Source organism: Bacillus sp. FSL R5-0560 (assembly GCF_037966305.1).
GTDB classification, from domain to species: Bacteria; Bacillota; Bacilli; order Bacillales; family Bacillaceae; genus Bacillus; species Bacillus mojavensis.
The window spans coordinates 666,739-690,669 of the sequence record NZ_CP150195.1 but is presented as its reverse complement, the minus strand read 5'-3'; the positions used below and the strand labels follow the sequence as shown (position 1 = coordinate 690,669).

Here is a 23,931-nt window from a genome sequence, read left to right as displayed (position 1 = left end):
CCATTCGTTTCTTACCATTTAAACATTATAACAAATTCACATAGCGCGGAAAAACGGAAAAAGCCGTCATTCTCGTTATTCACTGAAAAAGGTGTTTTGATTCTATTTCCGCAGAAAAAAAGCGGCTGTTTCGCTCTCTTTTTATAGTAAAAACACAGTAATATTTTCTATTGTTTGGAAACGCTCCAACAGTGGAAATGGTTACATAAAAAGGGAGGCTAACAGATGGAATACATGATCATTGCACTTATTGCATTTATCATCGGGATTATCGTTATCCCCATCGCATTGTTTGTCTGGATCTACATAAAGGACGAAAAACAGCAGGAGCATTCGATCCTCCGCAATTATCCTGTCATTGGAAGGTTTCGCTATATTTTTGAGAAAATCGGTCCGGAGCTGCGGCAGTATTTATTTAGCAATGACAATGAGGAACAGCCTTTTTCACGAAAAGAATATGAGCAAACTGTCATTTCCGGAAAATATAAAAGCAGAATGATGGGTTTCGGATCGGTAAGAGATTTTGATCAACCGGGCTATTATATCCGAAACGCCCTTTTCCCAAAACAAAAAGAAGAATTGCGTGTGAGCCAGTCTCCGAAAATCGAAACCCACATCTATAAAATCGATTCGGACAATCTGTTCAGACGCAGCGAACATGCCGAACGTATTAAGGCTGATCCGTATTATCTCCATCCAGATGATGTTCAAGTCATCGGCGGGAGTACATGCGAAAAGCCTTTCTATGTGAAGGGATTAATCGGGCAATCCGCCATGAGCTACGGTTCACTTGGGGAGCGCGCCATTACAGCGCTGTCAAAAGGGCTGCACCAGGCGGGCGGCACTTGGATGAATACCGGTGAAGGCGGATTGTCTGAGTATCACTTAAAGGGAGGTGCTGATATCATCTGCCAAATCGGTCCCGGTCTTTTTGGCGTGCGCAATAGAAAAGGGGAATTTTCGTGGGAGGAATTCAAAAAGAAAAGTCGGCTTGACCAAATTAAAGCGTTTGAGCTGAAGCTCGCACAAGGAGCGAAAACCCGCGGCGGACATGTGGATGGCGCTAAAGTGTCAGAGGAAGTGGCGGAAATCCGGAATGTCGAACCCGGAAAATCAATCGACAGCCCAAACCGCTTTCATGAATTTTCAAGCACACCTGAAATGCTGGATTTTATTGAAAAGCTGCGAGACGTCGGTCAAAAGCCGGTCGGCATTAAAATTGTTGCAGGCCAGCCTGATGACTTGCATGAGCTTTTTTCTTATATGCAGAAAAGCGGAAAACATCCTGATTTTATAACAATAGACGGGAGTGAAGGCGGTACCGGTGCTTCCTTTTATGAGCTTGCCGACACAGTCGGCCTCCCGATTATGACCGCGCTCCCTATCGTTGATACGCTGCTCAGACAATACGGCTTGCGTGACCGGATGAAACTTTTTGCTTCCGGAAAGCTGCTGACCCCTGACAAAATCGCGGTCGCTTTAGCTCTGGGCGCTGACTTTGTCAACATTGCACGCGGCATGATGTTTTCAGTCGGATGCATCCGCGCCCTCGTATGCCACACCAACACATGCCCGGCAGGCGTTGCGACAACAGATCCGAAGCTGCAAAAAGCGCTGAGCGTTGAAGAAAAGCAGCACCGTGTCTGCAACTACGTCATTTCGCTGCGTGAGGGGCTGTTTAATCTGGCAGCAGCAGCCGGGATCGATTCGCCGATTCATTTTTCCCAGAAGCATGTTGTCTATCGTAAAGAGGATGGCAGCACAATTGACATCAACAAACTGATTGAGAAAATTGTTTCATAAAAAAAACCGCCCCTAGCCAAACGGCAGGGCGGTTTTTTATTTGGAAGAAGACTCTGTTTCAGTCTCCTTCACACGGTCAAGCGCCATCTCATAGGCGTCATTTCCATAATTTAAGCAGCGCTTCACACGGGAAATTGTCGCAGTAGATGCGCCTGTTTCTGTTTCAATTTTATGATACGTGTTTCCTTCGCGGAGCATGCGCGCCACTTCAAGGCGCTGAGCCAGCGATTGAATTTCATTAATTGTGCAAAGATCATCGAAGAACCGGTAACATTCCTCCAGGTCTTTCAGCGATAAGATAGAGTTAAATAGCTGGTCCAGCTCTTTGCCGCGTAATTTATCGATTTGCATCGTTACACACCTTCTCCTTTACTAATGGAAGCCGCATCGAGATCAGGCACGATATTTATCCATGTCTTTCCTGGTACAAACGGCAGCCATTTGCCTTCTTTCACCGGCACAATTCTCCCGTTTACATATTTCCAGTCTGCTTCAATGACGTTTCCGTGCTGAAACAGCAGACCTTTACCACCTGATTCTATGTCGATGTCACGCCTTCCATCTTGGTCAATAGTATGATGGCTGGCTTCAACAATGAAAATATTTTGCATTGCAACCGGCTTTCCGGTCTCCCGGTCTGTCGTCATGACACCATCAGAGCTTCTCGTATAAGCTTCAGCTTTTTTATCATAGTTGTATTCGACAAGATTTGTAACGTTTTTTGTTCCATAATCTACCCGAACATTATAAGATTCATTTACAGGTTTTGCATCTGATGTTTGAAACAGCATTGGATCTGTTTCCTGCTTCAGCTCATATCCCTTTTGTTCCGCCGCCTTTTTTATGTACTCATAAGACGTGTAGGAATTGTGGGGCGGTTCACTGAAATCAGCTCTCCAAAATAAGCTTCCGTCAAAATCCAATCCGTTAATATAATCGGCAGCTCCGGATTCCAGCTGCTCCTTGGCGCCGGGACTCCAACCGTGATGGACAAATATGCTGTCAAAACCGTTGCTGAGAGTGACGAAATATTCCCGCGCACTCCGCACAGGTCCGACAGTTTCAGGCATCTGGCTTTGAAAAATGGCCAGAAACCTTGTAATTTGGCCTTCGGCAAGCGCTTCTATGACAATGTCGGCTTTAGACAGTCCTGATTGCGGCCGCGCCTTCGGGTGATTGTTCACCACGACAGCAACAGGCCTGCGTTCAGCTGCCTTCTGCTCAGTCTCCAATCCCGTCAAAGGGGCTTTCAGCTTCTTTGTGTGATCAGGGACAGCGTCCTTCTGCTGACAAGATACTAGCATGAAAAACGCGAAACACAGCACGCAAACTGTCATCCATTTTTTCATATGTCGGCTCCCCGCTCTTTTATATTTTAACGCATTATCGATGGAAAGAGTACAGTTTTTTTCATCACGTCGAAGATTCCTCTTGGCGTAATGCGTATATACGGGAGGTGCGTGCTTTGTAAAAAGAGCAGCGTATAAACCGGATCACAATACTCATAGCCTCTTTCAGTCAATAGATCTCTCAGCTTCTGTTCCTTTTCCAGCACGATGTCATACGATTCCGAAGAAGCGCATCCGCACAGTGAAAGCGGAATTTCGTGAAGGATTTTTCCGTTTTCCGCAAGCACAATTCCCCCACCGATTTCTTTCATGCGGGAGAAAGCAAGCAGCATATCCGCTTTGTTTTTTCCGATCGCAACAATATCACCCGTCGTCGTAAAGGAGCTCACAAATCCCTGCACACTTGAGGCAAATCCTTTTATCATCGTATTCACGCGCCATTTCCCATGTCTGTCAAGCATCGTTAAATAACTTTCATCATGGTCAAATGAAAGCTGTTCGACCGAGTTGTCGATCTCAATCATATACGGCTCCATAATCACCGCATTCCGCATTTTTACGCCCATCGGCATGGAAAACTGCAAATCATCCATCGTCATATCATATGAAAGCTCAAGCGGGACAAGACCGCCTTTGTTCCAGTTCGTATGTGGAAACGCATTCACATCACGGCCGTCTTCACGCAGAATCTTGCCTTTTGACAGAACGGTTACCGGATTCGGCTGCAACGGGTCCTCAAGGATATTCAGTGATGCAAGTCTTCCCGGCCCGACAATGCCTAAATAATCATCCATTTGGTAATACTTCGCGATATTAAATGATGCCATATTGTACGCATCGATTGCCGGAACCCCTTCTTCCAGGGCAATCCGGATGAGCTCGTTTGTCATGCCGCCTTTATAAAAATTAGGCGTAGCGCCGTCTGTTGTGTAAAAAAAGTGGTCATAGTAGCGGAAGCCCTTTTCATGAAGCTCCTGCAATATGTTTCTTAAATCAGGGCGAATGGACGAATTGCGAAGTGATACATAATAGCCCAGCTCCAGCCTTCTCATCACTTCCTCACCTGTCATGGCTTCATGATCACAATCCGCTCCGAACAGCTTCATTTTTGTAAGCGTTTTATCTGAAGCGCCGGGAAAATGCCCTTCTATGCGTTTCCGCTGTTTTTTTGTGGCCTGCATACAATGAAGCATTAAATCATCGCCATCTACAAGACGCGGCCATCCGGTCATTTCTCCGCCTTGTATGACATCCGGATGTTCAATCCACTGCTTTCTGACGTCAAATGGAAGAACGTGATCCTCGTTCAGAACCTCGGTCTGCAGGTCATATCGTGACCACCAAAAATACTGAACCGGAAGCTTTTTGAGTTCATTCAAAATAGTAAGCGCTTTCTTTTTTCCGCTTTGCAAAAGCAAAAATAAGTTATCATTTACGAATGTCGTTGTACCGTACTGAGACACATATTCCGCCAGCGTTTGGGGATTATATATTTGAAAAGGATGTGCGTGCGGTTCGATATAGCCAGGCACAATGTATTTTCCTTCACAATTAATCGTATGAATTTCTTCGGTTCTATCCGGAAGTTCATGACCAACATAAACAATACGGTCCTGATAAATCCAAATGTTTTTTTTCAGCCATTGTTTTACATATGGATTTAAGACGAGAGCATTCCGTAAAAGGAGCGTTGGAAGCAGCTTAGAGTCTACAACATCAACCTGTGCCCTGATGTCTTTATTTTTCCAGTTAAAGGTGCGTTCGGACATTCACATACTCTCCTTTACATGTATTAGACTCATGGTATCACATCCTTCTCCATCACGCACGATAAAAACGTTACAAATTTTTGAAGGTTCGATTAAAAAACTTTTTAAAGTAAAAGGAGCGGATTTCATGAAACCTAACATCAGTCTCATCAATGCCGTCTTCCGTATCGCCTGCGGACTGACAATTATGTCAGCTGCGAGTGCCAAGTATACGAAAAAACCTTGGTGCAAAATGCATCTGTTCTGCATCTTTATAGGCGCCATGAAGGCAGGTTCAGGCATACTGCGTTTCTGTCCCGTAACCTATATGTTTCAAAACACCATTGATGAAAACCATGGACAGGATCATCAAGAATCGTAAGAAAAAAGCTTGATCATAAAATGTGATCAAGCTTTTTTTCAGAATATCCCTTTGTCTTCATATAGAAAAAACCAACAGCCACAAACGCAGCCGGATACAAGAGCGCCCAGCCGCTAAATAAGTAGATTACTGTACAAAGAAGAAGCGCCCCCAAAGCCATCCACCAGCCTGAATCCTTCCAGTTCAGCAGTTTCAGCGCTGCCGCCATAGTGCATATGTAAGATGCAATAAATGCCGAGCTTGGTCCTTTCAGCAGCGTTGTCAGATCAATTTGAAATATGCCGTTCGCCATAAGAACGAAACCAAACACGATAGCCAGCGCTGTTAATACACGGACAGGTGTATGTTTTGTATGACTGAGTTTCCCGAAGTACCCCGGAATATGACCTTCTCTCGCCAACGCATAGACCATTCTTGAAAACCCTGCGATGTTGGCATGAATGGTGGCGAATGTAATAAAAAGAGCTAAACAAGTCGTTACATATACCCCAATATCCCCCGCTCCTTTTGATATGAGCATCGTCAGAGATGCGATTTCTCCCTTTTCTCCATATGCATGGGTGCCCACAGTGACAAACGACAGCATAATATACAGCACCGCCACACAAGCTGCCGCTAAGAATAAACTGATTGGTACATCCTTTTCGGGATGTGTAAACTCTTCAGCTAATGGAGTAATCATTTCCCAGCCTACAAAAGAAAAAAAGATGATGACAGAAACAGAACCCGCGGCAAACCAGCCATGCGGCAGAAAAGGCTTAAATTCAGCTGCTTTTACGTGAGGCAGTGAAACAGCAACAGAAATGACGAGCAGCAACAAAATGACACAGATGACGAGTATGCTGATGTTTGCTGATAATTGAATGCCCCTGATATGAAGCAAAATAGAGATCGCCAGCATACTTGCTGCAATGAAAGCAATCTGCCAATCCGAAGCCTTTGTGACGTAGCTGACATAATGTGCGCCAGTCAAAGCGATCACTGGCACACCGATCGGAACCGATCCCAGCATAATCCAGCCCAAAATGGCTCCGGCTTTTGGCCGAAAAGCAAGCTGTACATAAGCCGTGATTCCTCCTGCGCTTGGCGCCATTCTGACAAGGCGCGCCAGTGTGCCGACGAGCAGAAAAGATAAGAAAGACATAAATCCCCAAACCAATAAAGAAGCGGGACCAGCGGTGTCAGCCGTGACAGACGGAAGAATTAAAATCCCGCAGCCCAATACGGCCCCGATCGTTAATGCCGCTCCTTGAACCCAAGTAATCGAACGCTGCAATTCCGGCAAAATGATGCCTCCTCCCATGTTGATGGCTTAATTATAGAAAAAAGATGACGACACTTATATGCTACAATTAAGCTAAATCACCAACATCACCTAATCATAAAAGGTATTTTTATCAATTCACCTAAATATGTAAAGGAGCCATACGAATGGATGATACAGACCTTCAAATTCTTTCGCATTTACAGCAAAATGCGAGATTAACGATGGTTGAATTAGGAAAGCTTGTCGGACTCAGTTCTCCAAGTGCGGCGGAACGTGTCAGAAAGCTCGAGGACAAAGGGGTCATTACCGGGTACAGCGCTGATATCTGTTATGAAAAGCTAAACAAACATGTCACTGCTTTTATCCTGATGGAGCCGAAAAGCTGCAAACACTACGCCGTTTTTGCCGAAGCCCACCCCGATGTGGCAGAGAACCACCGGATTACAGGTATGTACAGCTATGTGACAAAAGTGGTGACGGAATCTGTGCATACCCTAGAAGATTTTATAGACGCTTCAATGGCCCATGGAAAACCGACCACGCTTGTTGTGCTTTCTTCTTCCGCTTTCCGGCACGCTTTGGTATAACAAAAAACCCGCAGCACAATCTGCGGGTTTTTCATCTCTTTATTTTTGAGCAGCCTTCAGAGCGCGCGCCCCGATATCTTTTCTGAAAAACAGTCCAGGTTTGATGATCTCATCAACGGCCCTGTACACTCGGTTTCGTGCCGCTTCAAACGTTTCGTCAAAGGCGGTCACATTGGCGACGCGTCCGCCGTTTGTGACGAACTCTTCACCTTCTGCTTTCGTTCCGGCATGGAAGACAACAACTTGATCAGCATGTGCTGTCAGGCTGCCAATCGGCGTGCCTTTTGCATAGCTTTCAGGATAGCCTTCTGAAGCAAGCACGACACTGACTGCCGCCGTATCCTTCCATCTCAAGTCAACGTCCTTATCATCTAAAAGATCAAGAAGCACCTGTACCAGATCAGATTCCATGCGCGGAAGCACGACCTGTGTTTCCGGGTCGCCGAAACGTGCATTAAATTCAATGACCTTCGATCCATTCGCAGTGAGCATCAGTCCCGCGTACAAAACGCCTGTGAAAGAACGCCCTTCTTGAACCATTGCTTTTGCGGCTGGCTTGACGATCGTTTCTACAGCATGACATACGGTATCTTCCGAAATTTGCGGAACAGGAGAGTAAGCGCCCATACCTCCTGTATTCGGCCCTTTGTCTCCATCAAACGCGCGTTTATGATCCTGGGCAATGACCATCGGATATACCTTTTCTCCTTTGACAAATGCCATGAGGGAAAACTCTTCGCCAGAAAGAAATTCTTCAATTACGACAGATGCGCTCGCATCACCGAATTTTTCATCTTCAAGAAAATCGTGCAGACACGCGATGGCTTCTTCTTCCGTCATCGCAACGGTTACGCCTTTTCCAGCCGCAAGTCCGTCCGCTTTAATGACAATCGGAGCGCCTTTTTCCTGCACATAAGCCTTGGCTTTTTCAAAGGATGTAAACGTGTCGTATTCTGCGGTCGGTATGTCGTATTTCTTCATTAAATCCTTTGCAAACTGTTTGCTTCCTTCGATGATCGCAGCGGCTTTTGACGGACCGAACACACGAAGACCGGCTTTTTCGAACTCGTCAACAAGGCCCTCAATTAAAGGAACCTCAGGTCCGACAATGGTCAGCCCAACCTGATTCTCTTTAGCAAATGAGACAAGCCCGGCGTGGTCGCTTTCCTCAATGTTTACAAGCTGTGCAGAAGATGCCATGCCGTCATTTCCCGGAGCGGCAAATACTTTATCAACGAGGCTGCTTTGCGCCACCTTCCATGCCAGCGTATGTTCTCTTCCGCCTTTACCGATAATTAATACATTCACGCGTTTTCATCCCCTTAATGTTTGAAGTGTCTGATGCCGGTGAATACCATGGCAATGCCGTATTCATCCGCTTTTTTGATGGAATCCTCGTCACGCACAGATCCACCCGGCTGAATGATAGCCGTAACGCCTGCCTTTGCAGCTTCTTCAACCGTATCCGGCATTGGGAAAAATGCATCAGATCCGAGCGCACTGCCTTTTGCTTTTTCTCCTGCTTGCTCGATTGCGATTTTCGCTGATCCGACACGGTTCATTTGTCCGGCTCCCACGCCGACTGTCATGTTGTCCTTCGCGAGAACGATCGCATTGGATTTCACATGTTTCACGACTTTCCAAGCAAGCTTCAAATCTTCCCACTCTTGCTCGTTCGGCTCTCTTTTTGTCGGAATGCTGATCTCAGCATCATTAAAGCCGTGCATATCTAAATCTTGAATCAGCAATCCGCCTTGTACAGATGTCAGCTGTTTTTCTTTTTGGACGGCAGCTGTCACATCAAGTGTCAGCAGGCGGAGATTTTTCTTCGCTGTCAGGATATCAAGCGCTTCTTGGCTGAATGAAGGCGCAATGATGATTTCTAAGAAAATGTTATGAAGCGCTTCAGCTGTTGGCTTGTCCACTTCACGGTTCAACGCGATAATGCCGCCGAAAATCGATGTTTTATCTGCTTCGAACGCTCTGTCAAACGCTTCTGCGATCGTTTCGCCAGTTCCCACGCCGCATGGATTCATATGCTTCACAGCAACCGCAGCAGGCTCCGTGAATTCACGAACAATTTGAACAGCTGCGTCCGCATCTTTAATGTTGTTGTAAGAAAGCTCTTTGCCGTGCAGCTGTTCTGCTTGTGCAATAGAACCTTTGACAGGAAGCGCGCTTTGATAGAATGTTGCTTCCTGATGCGGGTTTTCTCCGTAGCGAAGCGATTGTTTTTTCTCAAATGTAACGGTGAATTGTTCTGGTTCTTTTTCACCGACAACATGTGTCAGATAGTCAGCGATCAGCGCGTCATATGCTGCAGTGTGACGGAATACTTTTGCCGCCAGCTCGCGTTTTTTCTGAAGCGAAACATCGCCTTCTTCTTTGATTTGATTCAGAACAGGGCTGTAATCCGCTGGATCAACGATAACCGTCACATCCTGATGGTTTTTCGATGCCGCACGCAGCATGCCAGGTCCGCCGATATCAATGTTTTCAATAGCCTCTTCGTACGTCACATTCTCTTTAGAAATCGTTTCTTTAAATGGATAGAGGTTGACGACAACCAGGTCAATTGGCGCAATGCCGTGTTCATTGATCTGCGCCATATGCTCTTCGTTGCCGCGAACTGCAAGAAGACCGCCGTGAATATTCGGATGAAGCGTTTTTAAGCGACCGTCCATAATTTCCGGAAAACCTGTCACTTCAGAAATTCCGATGACTTCAACACCGTTTTCTTGAAGAAGCTTTTTTGTGCCGCCGGTTGAAATAACCTCAACGCCAAGCTCTGTCAGTTCTTTTACGAAAGGAACAAGATTTGTTTTATCTGAAACACTGATTAGTGCGCGTTTAATGGTCATGCCTTTTCACCTCTGTTATTTAATCCTAATAGCTGTTTAATCACACTTGGATACCATTTATGCTCAAGCTTGTGAATCCGCTGTTCAATTGTTTCCAATGTATCATGTTGATTAATGTCAATTGCCTTTTGAGCGATGATCGGCCCTGTATCCATTCCTTCATCGACGTAATGAACGGTAATCCCGGCCACCTTCACACCCGCCCGGTATGCCTGTCCGACTGCGTCTATTCCAGGAAAAGCGGGAAGAAGGGACGGATGGATGTTGATGATTTTTCCTCCGTATGCCTGGAGCAGCGTATCACCGATCAGTCTCATATAGCCGGCGAGAACGATCAATTCTACTTCATGAAGATGAAGCTGTTCAATAATGGCCCGTTCAAATGCGGCCTTGTTTTCATAAGACTTCGGCTCAAATGCAAAGGATGGAATCTGGAATCTTTCCGCCCGCTCGATGACTTTCGCCTGCGGTTTGTCGCAAACGAGGAGTGATACGAACGCATCCCAGTTCTCCTCTTTCAAGCGTGTGACGATGGCTTCGAAGTTTGAGCCATTTCCGGATGCAAATACCGCAAACTTTTTCATGAAAGTGCAGCACCGCCGAATGTAACGCCTTCACCTTGTTTCACTCGCCCGATTAAATAGGCTTTTTCGCCGTGGCTTTCAAGCGTTCCGATGACTTTTGTGAGATGTTCTTCTTTTACTGCCAGAACAAATCCGATGCCCATATTAAAGACGTTAAACATGTCTTCTTCTTTCAGCTTGCCATGCTCCTGCAAGAAAGAGAAGATCGGCGGGATCGGCCAAGAGCCATGATCGATTTCCGCACTTAAGCCTTCAGGAAGCATACGCGGAAGATTTTCAATAAATCCGCCGCCTGTTACGTGCGCCATACCATCAATGAGTCCGCTTTTCACAGCCGCAAGCACAGGCTTCACGTAAATTCTTGTCGGCTCAAGCAATTCTTCGCCGAGCGGGCGTTCAAACGGCTCATACGTTTCGTCGAGATCAAGCTCTGCATCGTCCAGAAGCACCTTTCTCACAAGGGAAAATCCGTTGCTGTGAAGACCGCTGGAGCTTAGTCCGATTAAAAGGTGGCCTTCCTTAATGTTTTCGCCTGTCACGATTTCATCCTTTTCCGCCACACCAACTGAGAAACCTGCGATATCGTATTCATCAACTGTATATAAGCCAGGCATTTCAGCGGTTTCTCCGCCGACCAAGGCTGAACCTGACTGCTCACAGCCATCCGCAACGCCTTGTACGATCTGCTCAATTTTCATGGGATCTGCTTTGCCGACCGCTAAATAGTCGAGGAAAAAGAGCGGCTCCGCACCTTGCGCAAGAACGTCATTGACACACATTGCGACAGCGTCTACACCAATCGTGTCATGTTTATCCATGGAAAAAGCCAGCTTTAATTTTGTGCCGACACCATCTGTACCCGAAATTAAAACGGGTTTCTGATAAGAAAGCTCCGACAGATCAAACATGCCGCCAAAGCCGCCAAGGCTGCCCATAACACCAAGCCTTTTCGTACGCTCCACATGTTTTTTCATCCGTTTTACAGCTTCATATCCGGCTTCGATGTCAACTCCTGCGTTTTTATATGCTTCAGACATCCTATTCACTCCTTTAAGGCGCTTTTCAAAATTTCTCTCCGATCAAGGGCAGAAAGAGAAGGCAGCCGAACTGCGCTGCCTTTATGTCATTTTCAAGTTTTATTTGGTTAACACCGCTTCTTTTACATGAGGAAGCACAGTGTCCTGATAAATTTCAGTCGGATATTTCCCTGTAAAGCAAGCAAGACATTGCCCGCAATTAGCGTCTTCGTATTTTCTGCCGATTCCTTTCAGCAGCCCTTCGACACTCAAAAATGAGAGAGTGTCAGCTCCGATTTCCTGACGGATTTCTTCAACCGAGTGAGAAGACGCGATCAGTTCTTCATGTGTAGACGTATCAATACCGTAGAAGCACGGATGAGCGATCGGCGGCGAACTGATTTTCACATGCACTTCTGTCGCACCCGCTTCTCTGAGCATCGTTACGATCCGGCGGCTTGTTGTTCCGCGCACGATAGAGTCATCCACCATGACGACGCGTTTTCCTTCTACAACACCGCGCACTGCAGAAAGCTTCATTCTGACACCCTGCTCACGCAGAGCCTGTGACGGCTGAATAAACGTTCTGCCCACATAACGGTTTTTGATTAACCCAAGCTCGTACGGGATGCCTGTTGCTTCTGCGTAGCCGATAGCCGCTGAAATACTGGAATCCGGAACGCCTGTCACCACATCAGCTTCAACCGCTGATTCCTGAGCAAGCATTTTTCCAAGGTTTTTACGCGCGCTGTGCACGTTAATGCCCTCAATATTGCTGTCAGGCCGTGAGAAATAAATGTATTCCATGCTGCAAATAGAACGGTTGATATTCATGGAGAAGCGCTCTGATTTCATGCCATCATCATTGATAATCAGCATTTCGCCCGGCTCCACCTCGCGGAGATACGTCGCGCCGACGACATCAAATGCACATGTTTCTGAAGCGACAACATAAGCGTCTCCCATCATGCCGATTGACAGCGGTCTAAGTCCGTTCGGGTCAAGCGCGACAATCATTTCTGTTTCAGTCATGATCAGGAACGCGTAGGCGCCTTTCAGCATGGAAAGCGAGTTTTTAATTTGATCCTTCAGCGTGAAGTGGCCGCTTCTTTTGATCAGGTGAGCCAAAACCTCAGTGTCTGAAGACGTCTGGAAGATGCTTCCTTGATTTTCAAGCTGCTGCTTCAGCTGAGTGGCATTCACCAAGTTCCCGTTATGGGCAAGCGCCAGGCTGCCGTTGTTTTGGGAGCGGAAGAGGAGCGGCTGAACATTTTCATATCCGCCGCCGCCGGCTGTTGCATACCGAACGTGCCCAATTGCGCCTTTCCCCTTCACTTTGCTGAGCTCACCGTTTTGAAATACTTCAGTGATCAGCCCTTGGCCTTTATGCGCCGTCAGCTGTTCACCGTCAGTTGCCACAATGCCCGCGCCCTCCTGTCCTCTGTGCTGGAGGCTGTGGAGGCCGTAATACGTAATTTGCGGGGCTTCTTCATGTCCCCAAATCCCAAAAACGCCGCATTCTTCATTTAAGCCTTTGATTTCAGCAAGCATGGGATAGCTCCTTTCCACGCGCGTTCAAGCTCTTTCGTCTGCGCGTGAATCAATTGTTGTCCGTCTTGATTTTGAATGCTCAGAAGTCCGTCAGCTGTTACCTCACCGATATGAACCGCATCTTGTACAGCTGCTTCAAACGCTGCTTGATGTTCTTTTTTCACAGAAACAACGAAGCGGGATTGAGATTCAGAGAATAATAATGCTGCTTCCCCTTCAACAGCCACGCTAGCGCCAAGGTTTTCCGTCGTCATGACACTTTCCGCAATTGCTACGCCTATGCCGCCTTCAGATACATCGTGCGCTGATTGAACAAAGCCTTGTTTAATCGCATCAAGCAGTGCCTTTTGGCGTGCCTGCTCTACATCAAGATCAATTTGCGGCGCTTTGCCGTAAATGCGGCCTTCTGTCATTTTTTGCAGCTCGCTTCCGGCAAACTCAGGTTTTGTTTCGCCGATGACGTACACAAGGTCGCCCGCTTGTTTGAAATGCTGCGTTGTAATGTGATCTGTATCTTCAATTAAACCGACCATGCCGATTACAGGTGTCGGGTAGATCGCCGTGCCGTTTGATTCGTTATAAAGCGATACGTTTCCGCCGATTACAGGTGTGCTGAGAACGTTACACGCCTCACTGATGCCGTCAGCCGCTTTTTCAATCTGCCAGAAAATTTCCGGTTTTTCCGGGTTTCCGAAGTTCAGGTTATCTGTAACCGCAAGCGGTTCTGCACCGGAGCAAACGATGTTGCGCGCCGCTTCAGCGACAGCGATTTTTCCGCCGACCTCTGGATCAAGGTAGAGATAACGGGCGTTACAGTCAGTTGTCATCGCCAGCGCCTTTTTCGTTTCGCGGATTCTGAGAACACCCGCGTCAGATCCAGGAGCCACAACTGTATTCGTCCGCACCATGTAGTCATACTGGTCGTAAACCCACTCTTTGCTTGCGATCGTCGGCTGCTGCAGGAGCGCCTTCAGTGTTTCATTCGCATCGTCAATTTGAGGAGCCGGGATATCTGTCTCTAAAAATTCACGGTAGTAAGCCGGCTCTTGAGAAGGCTTGTGGTAAACCGGCGCTTCTTCTGCCAAGGCATCAACAGGGAGCTCGCATACAACCTCACCTTTATGTGTCAGGCGCAGCATTTTATCATCTGTTACACGTCCGACAGAAACTGCTTCAAGATCATACTTGTCAAAAATATCGATGATTTCCTGTTCACGTCCGCGCTCAATAACAAGCAGCATCCGTTCCTGTGATTCAGAAAGCATCATTTCATAAGCGGTCATGCCTGTTTCACGCTGAGGGATCAAGTCAAGGTTCATTTCTATGCCAGAACCCGCTTTACTTGCCATTTCCGCGCTTGAGCTGGTTAGGCCGGCAGCTCCCATGTCCTGAATGCCGACTAAGGCGTCACATTGAATGACTTCCAGGCACGCTTCAAGCAAAAGCTTTTCCATAAACGGATCGCCGACTTGAACCGCGGAGCGCTTTTCTTCAGAAGCATCAGACATTTCTTCAGACGCAAACGTAGCGCCGTGAATTCCGTCTCGCCCTGTTTTTGCGCCGACATACATGACCGTGTTGCCGACACCCTTTGCCTGGCCTTTTTTGATGTCTTCATGATTGATTAATCCGACGCACATTGCGTTGACAAGCGGATTACCTTCATAGCTGCTGTCAAATTGCACTTCGCCGCCGACTGTCGGGATTCCGATGCAGTTCCCATATCCGGCGATACCTGCTACTACTTCTTCAAACAAGTACTTCACGCGCGGTGAAGTCAGTTCACCAAATCGAAGAGAGTTTAATACAGCGATCGGACGCGCACCCATTGAAAAGACATCACGGATTATGCCGCCTACGCCAGTCGCAGCGCCTTGGTACGGTTCGATGGCTGATGGATGGTTATGCGATTCAATTTTGAACACAACCGCTTGGTTATCACCGATATCAACGATTCCGGCGCCTTCCCCCGGACCTTGCAGCACGCGGTCGCCGCTCGTCGGGAATTTACGCAAAATCGGCTTTGAGTTCTTGTAGCTGCAATGCTCTGACCACATGACAGAAAAAATTCCGATTTCTGTGTAGTTCGGCAATCTTCCAAGAATGGATTCAATCAATGCAAACTCATCATCACTGACACCCATTTGCTGATATATTTTCTCTTCTTTAATTTGTTCTTTACTTGGTTCAAGCAGTAGTGACATGAGTTTCCCTCCAATTTTTCACGATAGACTGAAACAATTTAAGACCGTCGGCGCTTCCAAGCAGTTCATCGACCGCGCGCTCTGGATGAGGCATCATGCCTAACACATTTCCTTTTTCATTTACAACACCGGCAATATCGCTGACACTTCCGTTAATATCGGAACCGTATGTGAAAGCAATTTGATTGTTTTCTTTTAATGAAGCAAGCGTTTCGTCATCACAGTAGAAATTCCCTTCACCGTGGGCAACCGGAATTGTAATCGATTGGCCTTTTTCATAGGAAGAGGTGAATAAAGTTTCGTCGTTCTGCACGATTAATTCAACCGGACGGCAAATGAACTTCAAATCTTTGTTGCGTCTCATTGCACCTGGCAAAAGGCCAAGCTCCTGTAAAATCTGAAATCCGTTGCAGACGCCGAGGACAGGTTTTCCTTCAGCCGCTGCCTGTTTTACAGCAGGCATAATATTCGCAAATCGGGCGATGGCGCCGCATCTCAAGTAATCTCCGTAAGAAAAACCTCCCGGGATTAACACGCCGTCGAAGCCGTCAAGGCTTGTTTCCTCGTGCCAGACGTATTCCACATCATGGCCGAGTTCATCCTTTACAGCGTGATACATATCGATATCACAGTTAGAGCCGGGTAATACTATCACCGCAAATTTCACTGTGCGACTACCTCCTCAACCTCATATCTGTAATCTTCAATCACTGTATTCGCAAGAAGTTTTTCGCACATTTCTTTCACTAGCACGTCAAGATCACGGTTCGACTTTTCAATTGTTAGCTCCATGTATTTCCCGATGCGCACGTCGGCGACTTCCTTGTAAGACATACTGTGCAAGGCATGCTGGACAGCGCTCCCTTGTGGATCCAGTACACTTTCTTTTAAGCTGACATAAACTTTTACTTTATACATGATGAATGCCTCCCAGTCTTTTGAAAATCTCTTCGTATGCGTCGGTTAAGCTTCCCAGATTGCGTCTGAATAAATCTTTGTCCAGCTTTTCGTTCGTGTCTTTATCCCACAGACGGCATGTATCAGGTGAAATTTCATCCGCCAAAAGCACTTGCCCGTCTGCATCTAAACCGAATTCAAGCTTGAAATCTATTAATCTGACATGACAATCGTCAAAAATGCTTTGAAGCTCTTCATTTACTGTTTTTGTAATGGACTTAATGGCTTCTACCTGCTCAGGAGTCGCCGCTTTCAAAAGCCAAATATGATCTTCTGTGATGAGCGGATCACCCAGCGCGTCATCCTTGTAGTAAAACTCGATAATCGGCTGTTCAAGCTCCGTGCCTTCTGGAATGCCGAGACGTTTGGACATGCTTCCTGCCACAACATTTCTGACGACGACTTCAAGCGGCACAATCGTTACCTTTTTAATGAGCTGCTCTGTTTCCGACATCCGCTCGATAAAGTGGTTATTAACTCCTTTTTTATGGAGGTGTTTGAAAATCAGGCTTGAAATCTCATTGTTTAAGCGCCCTTTGCCGCTAATTTCCGCCTTTTTTTCTCCGTTAAAGGCAGTGGCAGAATCTTTATACACCACATACAGCGTGTTTTCGTCATCGGTTTTGTAGATCTTTTTTGCTTTTCCTTCATATAAAAGTTCATTCTTCACAATATTCACGGAAGGCCTCCTAACCCGAATGTTGGGAATTTTCAAACTGCAGCGGCTTAGAAGAAGCCGCTAAAAGCTTCTTCTAAGCTAAACCTAAACGTTCAAAGATCAGATCCACATTTTTCAGATGGTAATGATAATCAAAGCAGTCAGCAATTTTTTCCGGAGAAAGACGGGACGTGATTTTCTCTTCCGCTTCCACAAGCTCACGGAACGGTACTTGCTTCTCCCATGCCTCCATTGCTTTCGGCTGCACTGTGTCATAAGCTTCTTCACGAGTCAGGCCTGTGTCAATCAATGCCAGCAGCACGCGCTGAGAGTAGATCAGCCCCAATGTGCGGTCCATGTTGCGCTTCATGTTTTCCGGGAAGACCGTTAAGTTCTTCACGATATTGGAGAAACGGTTCAGCATGTAATTCAGCGCGGTTGTCGCATCCGGAAGAATAATCCGTTCCGCTGAAGAATGAGAAATATCGCGCTCATGCCATAACGGAACATTTTCGTAAGCTGTCATCATGTAGCCGCGAATGACACGCGCTATACCTGTCATGTTTTCAGAACCGATCGGATTCCGTTTATGCGGCATTGCGGATGACCCTTTTTGCCCTTTCGCAAAAAATTCCTCGACCTCACGTGTTTCACTCTTTTGCAGTCCGCGAATTTCAACTGCGAATTTCTCAATGCTTGTCGCGATCAAAGCAAGTGTCGCCATATAATCAGCATGGCGGTCACGCTGAAGCGTTTGTGTTGAAATCGGTGCTGCTTTCAGGCCGAGTTTCTCACAAACATATTGCTCAACAAACGGATCAATGTTCGCATATGTGCCGACAGCACCGGAGATCTTCCCAACCTCAATGCCCTCCTTCGCTTGTTTAAAGCGTTCAAGGTTGCGTTTCATTTCTTCGTGCCAAAGCGCAAGTTTTAAACCAAATGTTGTAGGCTCTGCGTGTACGCCGTGTGTACGGCCCATCATGACTGTGTATTTATGTTCTTTCGCTTTTTCTTTTATGATGTCAACAAATCTCTCAAGATCCTTGAGCAGAATGTCATTTGCCTGTTTTAATAAGTAAGAAAGAGCAGTATCTACGACGTCAGTTGACGTTAAGCCGTAATGCACCCATTTTCTTTCTTCGCCCAGTGATTCGGATACAGCGCGCGTAAAAGCAACTACGTCATGGCGCGTGTCCTGTTCGATTTCTAATATGCGGTTGATGTCAAATGATGCGTTTTCGCGCATCAGCTTTACGTCTTCTTTTGGGATCACGCCAAGCTCCGCCCACGCTTCACAGGCAAGAATTTCAACCTCTAACCATGCTTGAAATCTGTTTTCATCCGTCCAAATCGCGGACATTTCAGGTCTTGAATAACGTTCGATCATTCTGCTTGTCCTCCGTCTCTATTTCTCCATTTATTTGTGATCTCCTGAATCCATTCGTCTTCAGGCTGCTTCATAAAAGTAATATGCCCCATTTTGCGGCCTTTTTTAATTTCATGTTTTCCGTATACATAAAGCTTTGCTTCTTTTAAAAGCTCCGGCTCTTCCTCTGGGATCTTTACTTCATCGCCGAGAAGATTCACCATCATGCCAGGCTTCAGCAGCTCCGTTTTTCCAAGCGGAAGGCCGCAAACCGCTCTGATATGCTGTTCAAACTGGCTTGTTTCGCAAAGATCCAGCGTGTAATGTCCTGAATTGTGCGGTCTAGGCGCCAGTTCATTAACCAAAAGCTCATCGCCCTCTGTCAGGAACATTTCAACAGCAAGCGGTCCGACAAGATTCAGCTCATCTGCGAGCTTAACGGCCAGCTCAGCAGCCTTTGCCTGAATCCTTTCTTCAACCCGTGCAGGCACGATGCTTTGGAACAGAATATTATTGTGGTGAATGTTCTCCGCTGCCGGGAACGTCGAAATTTCTCCGTTTACCGATCTGACAACGATGACCGACAGTTCCATTTTAAAAGAAACCCAGCTTTCGAGAATGCAAGTCCCTTGCTCTAAAAGAGCTGAAGCCTCTTCTATTTGTGACGCTTCCTTGATGACAAATTGGCCTTTGCCGTCATATCCGCCGCGGCATGTTTTCAGCACTGCGGGAAGCCCCAGCGACTGAACCGCCTCTTTCAGCTCATCCTTTGTTTTGACGATGCTGTAAGGGGCAACTTCACAGCCCGCGGATTGAATCGCTTTTTTCTCTGTTTCACGGTTTTGGGTAATGAGCAGCAGCTCACTTCCTTGCGGGAGATACGCATGATCTTTCAGCCAATGCAGCGCATCATAATCGATGTTTTCAAACTCATACGTGATAATATCGCTGATCTCAGCCAATTTCCGAATCGCTTCGCGGTCATTGTAAGACGCGGTGATTTCAATATCCGCGACCTGCCCGCACGGCGAGTCTTTCACCGGATCAACGACCGCGACTTTATACCCCATTTGCTTTGCGGAGACAGCCATCATTTTCCCAAGCTGTCCGCCGCCGATCATGCCGATGACGGCTCCTGGATAGATGATTTGATTAGACAAGCTGATCACTGCTTTCTAACACTGTTTGTTTTGTATTTTCTCTTCTTTCATCTAACGTTCTGGCTAGATCCTCGTCAAAAGCTGACAAAATTTGCGCCGCTAACAGACCTGCGTTCACAGCGCCCGCTTTTCCGATGGCTGTTGTGGCAACCGGTACGCCTCCAGGCATTTGCACGATGGAAAGAAGTGAATCGAGTCCGTTCAGCGCCTTAGACTGAACCGGAACGCCGATAACCGGCAGCGTCGTTTTAGCAGCTGTCATCCCCGGCAAGTGCGCCGCACCACCGGCACCAGCGATAATGACCTTGATGCCTCTTTCTCTGGCTGTTTCAGCGTACTCAAACATGAAATCAGGCGTCCGGTGAGCGGAAATCACCTTCTTTTCGTACGGCACTTCAAGTTCTTCAAGTATGTCGCATGCGTTTTTCATTGTCTCCCAATCGGAAGTGCTTCCCATGATGATTCCTACTAGCGGCTGCATTCTGTTCCCACCTTCTAATGCTTTAGTTTTCAGAAAATAAAAAATACCCGGCTTTGTATTGCATTATGAGGAAGCAATACAAACCGGGCATGGTGCATGTATCGGCAGTCGTTCGCTTCTGCGATATATCCATGTCAGTTTTATCGATCACTTTCCTGCATAGTCCGGCAATTTACGGTTGCCGGGTAGAAACTTATGGGCCATATTCCCAAGATTATATGAGGTCGTGTTTTGATTTCATGTTTATCTTAACAACGGACATGAATAATGTCAACGACATTATCGAACGATATAAAAATTCATTCTGCTAATGTTCGTGTTTTAGATCAATTTCCCTTCAAATACGATTTTTTTTCCGCACGGAACGATCTGAATTGACCCATCTTCCATCTTTTCCTTGAAGATCGGCTCTTCCATTCGACGTACAGGCATATACCCTTCTTCTTTCATTTGCTGAAGCACTGCTTCGATCGTTTGCTGTTCTGTCACTTCAAACTTTTTCTTCTTCGGTTTTGCCATTATTCTTTAATTCTCCTCTTCTTCACCGCTTTGACCCAGAAGCCGCCGTGGATCGTTTTTGGTTCATACGCAATAATAAAAGCTTTTGAATCAAGCGTTTTAATCGTCTCGTACAGCTGCAGCTCATATCTTCTCGGCGTCAAAATCTGCAGAGCCGTGCGGTCGCCTTCAAGTCCGCCTGCCACCCAGTTCGTCACGCCATAGCCTTTTTCACGAAGCTGCTTCGGAAGATCGAGGTCAAGCTCTTTTGTAATCACATTGACCATAATATAGCCAAGCGCTAGTTTTTCTTCGATTTTCATGCCGACAATCACGCCCAGACCATAGCCGAGTGCGTACGCAATCACGTTTTGAATCTGGTCTAAGTTATCGAGCACGAGGCTCAGCCCGGTCACATAAACCAAAATTTCAATCGTGCTGATTCCGGCCGCTAAATACCGCTGGCCTTTCAGTGTTAAAATCATTCTTATCGTAAAAAATGATACATAAACAACATTGATAATCAGAATAATGAGAACCATTGCTAATCCGTTTGATAATAAGGTTTGCATCATTTTATAAAACCCCCTTACTCATTCAACTTACGTAAAGCATTCATATTCTACTAGAGAAATGTACCCTTTACAATCAGCTATGGCCGTTATCGCAGACAAAATTTTTCGACACACTCTCTTCCTCACTCAGCAATAGTTTACCCTCTTTCTATCCTTTTCAAAATCCAAACAAAAAAGCCTGCTTTTCAGCAGACTCACATTTCTTTATTTATTGTCACATCTCTTTTTTCATTTTCCGAAGGGACTCATATTCTTTCTCAAGTTCACTCAGCGTATAATCAGCGAGCTGTTCCCCTCTTCCGCGATAAAATTCTGAGAGCATTAATTTGGTTTTTAAAAATTCCTTCTTTTGATAAATCGCCTGACGAAGTAAATGGGCCATGTCCATCATCCTCCACAGCATTTTCCTCATCATACACGGATTAATCCTACAATTCAACTGTGTTTTTTAGATATATTTGTAAAATCTGTGACATCAAAAAACCGGCCTTTTCAGCCGGTTTTTTTACATTAAAGCGGGATAAGCGACGCCGTAAAATATTCAGAAATAAACGGCCATGTCACTGCCGCAAACAGCAGCGCAACGGCTAAAACAGCAAACACACAATAGATGTAGTCAATCGGTGCCTCACTTGCCGTCTGATACAGACGCTGTACATACAGCGCCATCATAAAGAAAAGCGAAAACAGGATTAAGACTGTGAAAAGGACAGTCAGCATCGGTACATTCACAATCGCAAATATCATCCAAATGATTGAAACGGCGATCACCGGTACAAGCAATGAGCCAAAACCAGCAGCAGCTTCCTTGAATGATACCTTTTGCTTCATCATATACCGAGACACGGCCCATATTGAGAAGACCATAACAGCAAAAAAGACGAGCATATACACAAGAACGACAAAAAATCCGTCATAAAACGCGTGATGGCGTTCTCCAAAACCGAGCGGCCTGTTCCAGCTCGCCTTTAACTGAAACCAGTTCCCGATTGAAAAAACGATACTGAATATGAGCATTGAAATAAGACCATATTTATAATGAGAGAAACCATCTGCCACGACCGTTTTCGCCGGAGATTTCAATATTGAAAAAGCAAAGCCGCAATATCTGTTAATGGCTGCCCAAACAGAGGCTAGCTTTTCTTTCGCAGACGATTCTACGCGTTCCTTATGTTGTTTCTGCTTTTGTTTCTGCTTCTGCTTGCTTTGGCGGCTGGCCTTTCTCGACATCCGCGATAGCGGCTCTTCATCTATTCCTTCATTCTGGTTAACTTCTTCTTCCAACGTTTCTTTTCTTTCTTCCGTCATGTTAGCAACTCCTATCAAAAATATACGGCGGAATACCATTCAGCAAGAAAATAAAACACTTATATAAGGTACCGAAGCCTTCCTGAACAGTCAAGTCATTTCCATTTCAGTAAACAAGGGCGGCACATCTACATGACGGTATATGATATGAAATGGTTTTGCCTTTCGCAACAAAATAAAAAACCAGCCTCAAAAACTGCAGCTGGTTTTCAATCATTATTTCAAGAAAATAAAGTAAAGAATAAATACAACAAACAGTCCGTACATGATCGGATGAACCTCTTTGGCTTTACCTTTGCACACCATTGTAATCGGGTAGAAAATAAATCCGATCGCAATTCCAGTCGCAATGCTGTACGTTAGCGGCATCATGATCATTGTAAGGAAAGCGGGAACCGCCACTTCAAACTTATCCCAAGCGATTTTGCCAAGCGGCGCTACCATTAATGCACCCACTATGATCAGTGCCGGAGCTGTTACATTTGACGTAACGACTGATAGAAGCGGTGAGAAAAACATAGCGAGCAAAAAGAGAATCCCAGTTACAATTGCCGCAAAACCGGAACGGGCCCCCGCAGCAACACCCGAGCTTGATTCCACATAAGACGTTGTTGTAGACGTCCCAAGCACGGAGCCGATAACGATTGAAGTTGAGTCAGCTAAAAGTGCACGGCCTGCACGCGGCAATTTGTTTTCCTTCATTAAACCAGCCTGTGTTGCCACAGCAACCAGTGTACCAGCCGTATCAAAAAATCCGACAAACAAGAATGTTAAAATGACGATCAGCATTTGCACAGAGAAAATATCCGGCAAGTGAATCCAAGCTTGTCCAAACGTCGATTCAAGGCTTGGCACACTTCCGACGATTTGAGACGGAACCGGAACCAAACCGAAAATCATACCGGCAATCGCCGTTAACAGCATCCCGATAAACACGCCTGCGTTCACGCGAAGCACCATTAAAATAACTGTTACAATGACACCGAAAATCGTTAACAGCACAGGACCGCTGTGAATGTTTCCGATTGTGACAAGGGTTGAAGGATTCGATGCAATGATCCCTGAGCCCTGTAAGCCGACAAATGTAATAAATAGGCCAATCCCCGCTCCGACTGCCAATTTCAGCTCAGGCGGAATAGCGTTTATGATTTTTTCACGAAAACCTGTTAAAGAAAGAGCAACAAAGATCAGTCCTGAAATGAAAACACCAGACAAAGCGGCCTGCCAGGAAATCCCCATACCGAGAACAACAGAAAACGCAAAAAACGCGTTCAGCCCCATACCGGGCGCAATGGCAATCGGATATCTCGCAATTAAGCCCATTAAAATACAGCCTGCTGCTGACGCCAAAGCTGTCGCCGTAAAGACCGCACCTTGATCTATTCTCAATGCTTCCGGAAAATCTTTTACACTTTCCAAAGCTAGCGTAATCGGATTGACGAACAGGATATACGCCATGGATAAAAAGGTCGTTAATCCGCCGATGATTTCGTTGCGATAGCTGGTGCCCAGCTCATCAAACTGAAAAAACTTTTTCAAGCTATTTGACTCCCTTCACTCTTTGCTATTTATC

General features: G+C 46.1%; 24 protein-coding genes and 1 riboswitch. Of the genes, 3 read left to right on the top strand and 21 right to left on the bottom strand.

The window, feature by feature from the left end:
• The first annotated feature begins 225 nt into the window (after positions 1-225).
• Positions 226-1,803 (top strand): FMN-binding glutamate synthase family protein, encoded by a 1,578-nt coding sequence (locus NST56_RS03535; RefSeq protein ID WP_339180007.1) that lies wholly within the window; start codon positions 226-228, stop codon positions 1,801-1,803.
• Positions 1,804-1,839: 36 nt separating this feature from the next.
• Here the strand turns inward: NST56_RS03535 and NST56_RS03530 are convergent, their stop codons facing one another.
• The 3 genes from NST56_RS03530 to NST56_RS03520 are packed head-to-tail and all read right to left on the bottom strand — an operon-like array spanning position 1,840 to position 4,921.
• A complete protein-coding gene (locus tag NST56_RS03530) occupies positions 1,840-2,154 on the bottom strand; it encodes a YerC/YecD family TrpR-related protein (protein ID WP_003219429.1) in 315 nt (104 codons plus the stop codon).
• A 2-nt stretch (positions 2,155-2,156) separates the two neighbouring features.
• On the bottom strand, positions 2,157-3,152 hold the full coding sequence (locus tag NST56_RS03525; RefSeq protein WP_229148738.1) for a DUF3048 domain-containing protein: 996 nt from the start codon (positions 3,150-3,152) through the stop codon (positions 2,157-2,159).
• Positions 3,153-3,178: 26 nt separating this feature from the next.
• The gene (locus NST56_RS03520) at positions 3,179-4,921 is read right to left on the bottom strand and encodes an adenine deaminase (protein WP_268446522.1); all 1,743 of its coding nucleotides are present in this window, start codon (positions 4,919-4,921) and stop codon (positions 3,179-3,181) included.
• Positions 4,922-5,048: 127 nt separating this feature from the next.
• Here NST56_RS03520 and NST56_RS03515 point away from each other — a divergent pair, with 127 nt between their 5' ends.
• A complete protein-coding gene (locus NST56_RS03515; RefSeq protein WP_029441181.1) occupies positions 5,049-5,282 on the top strand; it encodes a DUF2892 domain-containing protein in 234 nt (77 codons plus the stop codon).
• Between the two features lie 13 nt (positions 5,283-5,295).
• Here the strand turns inward: NST56_RS03515 and NST56_RS03510 are convergent, their stop codons facing one another.
• Complete coding sequence (locus NST56_RS03510; RefSeq protein ID WP_168749395.1) at positions 5,296-6,570, bottom strand: amino acid permease; 1,275 nt, start codon at positions 6,568-6,570, stop codon at positions 5,296-5,298.
• Positions 6,571-6,713: 143 nt separating this feature from the next.
• On the opposite strand from NST56_RS03510, the gene NST56_RS03505 reads away from it, so the two are divergent.
• Positions 6,714-7,136, top strand: a complete 423-nt coding sequence (locus tag NST56_RS03505; protein ID WP_326334482.1) for an Lrp/AsnC family transcriptional regulator — start codon at positions 6,714-6,716, stop codon at positions 7,134-7,136.
• 39 nt (positions 7,137-7,175) lie between these two features.
• Here NST56_RS03505 and purD read toward each other — a convergent pair whose 3' ends face one another.
• From purD to pbuG, 17 genes are all read right to left on the bottom strand, one after another.
• Positions 7,176-8,444: a phosphoribosylamine--glycine ligase gene (gene purD / locus NST56_RS03500; protein ID WP_339179995.1), complete on the bottom strand. Its 1,269-nt coding sequence runs from the start codon at positions 8,442-8,444 to the stop codon at positions 7,176-7,178.
• A gap of 14 nt (positions 8,445-8,458) precedes the next feature.
• Positions 8,459-9,997 (bottom strand): bifunctional phosphoribosylaminoimidazolecarboxamide formyltransferase/IMP cyclohydrolase, encoded by a 1,539-nt coding sequence (gene purH / locus NST56_RS03495; protein ID WP_339179993.1) that lies wholly within the window; start codon positions 9,995-9,997, stop codon positions 8,459-8,461.
• Positions 9,994-10,581 (bottom strand): phosphoribosylglycinamide formyltransferase, encoded by a 588-nt coding sequence (gene purN / locus NST56_RS03490; protein WP_339179990.1) that lies wholly within the window; start codon positions 10,579-10,581, stop codon positions 9,994-9,996. The genes purH and purN overlap by 4 nt, the downstream gene beginning before the upstream one ends.
• Positions 10,578-11,618, bottom strand: a complete 1,041-nt coding sequence (purM, locus tag NST56_RS03485; RefSeq protein ID WP_326204335.1) for a phosphoribosylformylglycinamidine cyclo-ligase — start codon at positions 11,616-11,618, stop codon at positions 10,578-10,580. Before purM ends, purN begins: the two co-directional genes overlap by 4 nt.
• Positions 11,619-11,717: 99 nt before the next feature.
• Positions 11,718-13,148: an amidophosphoribosyltransferase gene (gene purF / locus NST56_RS03480; protein ID WP_010333249.1), complete on the bottom strand. Its 1,431-nt coding sequence runs from the start codon at positions 13,146-13,148 to the stop codon at positions 11,718-11,720.
• A complete protein-coding gene (gene purL / locus NST56_RS03475; protein WP_339179984.1) occupies positions 13,124-15,352 on the bottom strand; it encodes a phosphoribosylformylglycinamidine synthase subunit PurL in 2,229 nt (742 codons plus the stop codon). The genes purF and purL overlap by 25 nt, the downstream gene beginning before the upstream one ends.
• Complete coding sequence (gene purQ / locus NST56_RS03470; protein ID WP_168747096.1) at positions 15,336-16,019, bottom strand: phosphoribosylformylglycinamidine synthase subunit PurQ; 684 nt, start codon at positions 16,017-16,019, stop codon at positions 15,336-15,338. The genes purL and purQ overlap by 17 nt, the downstream gene beginning before the upstream one ends.
• Positions 16,016-16,270 (bottom strand): phosphoribosylformylglycinamidine synthase subunit PurS, encoded by a 255-nt coding sequence (purS, locus tag NST56_RS03465; RefSeq protein ID WP_339179981.1) that lies wholly within the window; start codon positions 16,268-16,270, stop codon positions 16,016-16,018. The genes purQ and purS overlap by 4 nt, the downstream gene beginning before the upstream one ends.
• Positions 16,263-16,988, bottom strand: a complete 726-nt coding sequence (gene purC / locus NST56_RS03460; RefSeq protein ID WP_026014673.1) for a phosphoribosylaminoimidazolesuccinocarboxamide synthase — start codon at positions 16,986-16,988, stop codon at positions 16,263-16,265. The genes purS and purC overlap by 8 nt, the downstream gene beginning before the upstream one ends.
• Before the next feature lie 73 nt (positions 16,989-17,061).
• Positions 17,062-18,357, bottom strand: coding sequence for an adenylosuccinate lyase (gene purB / locus NST56_RS03455; RefSeq protein WP_010333244.1), 1,296 nt, complete (start codon positions 18,355-18,357; stop codon positions 17,062-17,064).
• Positions 18,354-19,496, bottom strand: a complete 1,143-nt coding sequence (gene purK, locus NST56_RS03450) for a 5-(carboxyamino)imidazole ribonucleotide synthase (RefSeq protein ID WP_168747095.1) — start codon at positions 19,494-19,496, stop codon at positions 18,354-18,356. The genes purB and purK overlap by 4 nt, the downstream gene beginning before the upstream one ends.
• Positions 19,489-19,977 (bottom strand): 5-(carboxyamino)imidazole ribonucleotide mutase, encoded by a 489-nt coding sequence (gene purE, locus NST56_RS03445; protein WP_339179976.1) that lies wholly within the window; start codon positions 19,975-19,977, stop codon positions 19,489-19,491. Before purE ends, purK begins: the two co-directional genes overlap by 8 nt.
• Before the next feature lie 140 nt (positions 19,978-20,117).
• Positions 20,118-20,219: riboswitch (purine riboswitch) on the bottom strand.
• Between the two features lie 79 nt (positions 20,220-20,298).
• Entirely contained in the window at positions 20,299-20,496 is a 198-nt protein-coding gene (locus tag NST56_RS03440; RefSeq protein WP_010333241.1) for an NETI motif-containing protein, read from the bottom strand.
• Positions 20,496-21,050, bottom strand: a complete 555-nt coding sequence (locus tag NST56_RS03435; RefSeq protein ID WP_010333240.1) for a DUF5698 domain-containing protein — start codon at positions 21,048-21,050, stop codon at positions 20,496-20,498. Before NST56_RS03435 ends, NST56_RS03440 begins: the two co-directional genes overlap by 1 nt.
• Positions 21,051-21,264: 214 nt before the next feature.
• Positions 21,265-21,432, bottom strand: a complete 168-nt coding sequence (locus tag NST56_RS03430) for a Fur-regulated basic protein FbpA (protein WP_010333239.1) — start codon at positions 21,430-21,432, stop codon at positions 21,265-21,267.
• A gap of 128 nt (positions 21,433-21,560) precedes the next feature.
• Positions 21,561-22,358, bottom strand: coding sequence for a hypothetical protein (locus NST56_RS03425; RefSeq protein WP_268450577.1), 798 nt, complete (start codon positions 22,356-22,358; stop codon positions 21,561-21,563).
• 216 nt (positions 22,359-22,574) lie between these two features.
• A complete protein-coding gene (gene pbuG, locus NST56_RS03420) occupies positions 22,575-23,897 on the bottom strand; it encodes a hypoxanthine/guanine permease PbuG (RefSeq protein WP_010333237.1) in 1,323 nt (440 codons plus the stop codon).
• Positions 23,898-23,931 lie beyond the last annotated feature (34 nt).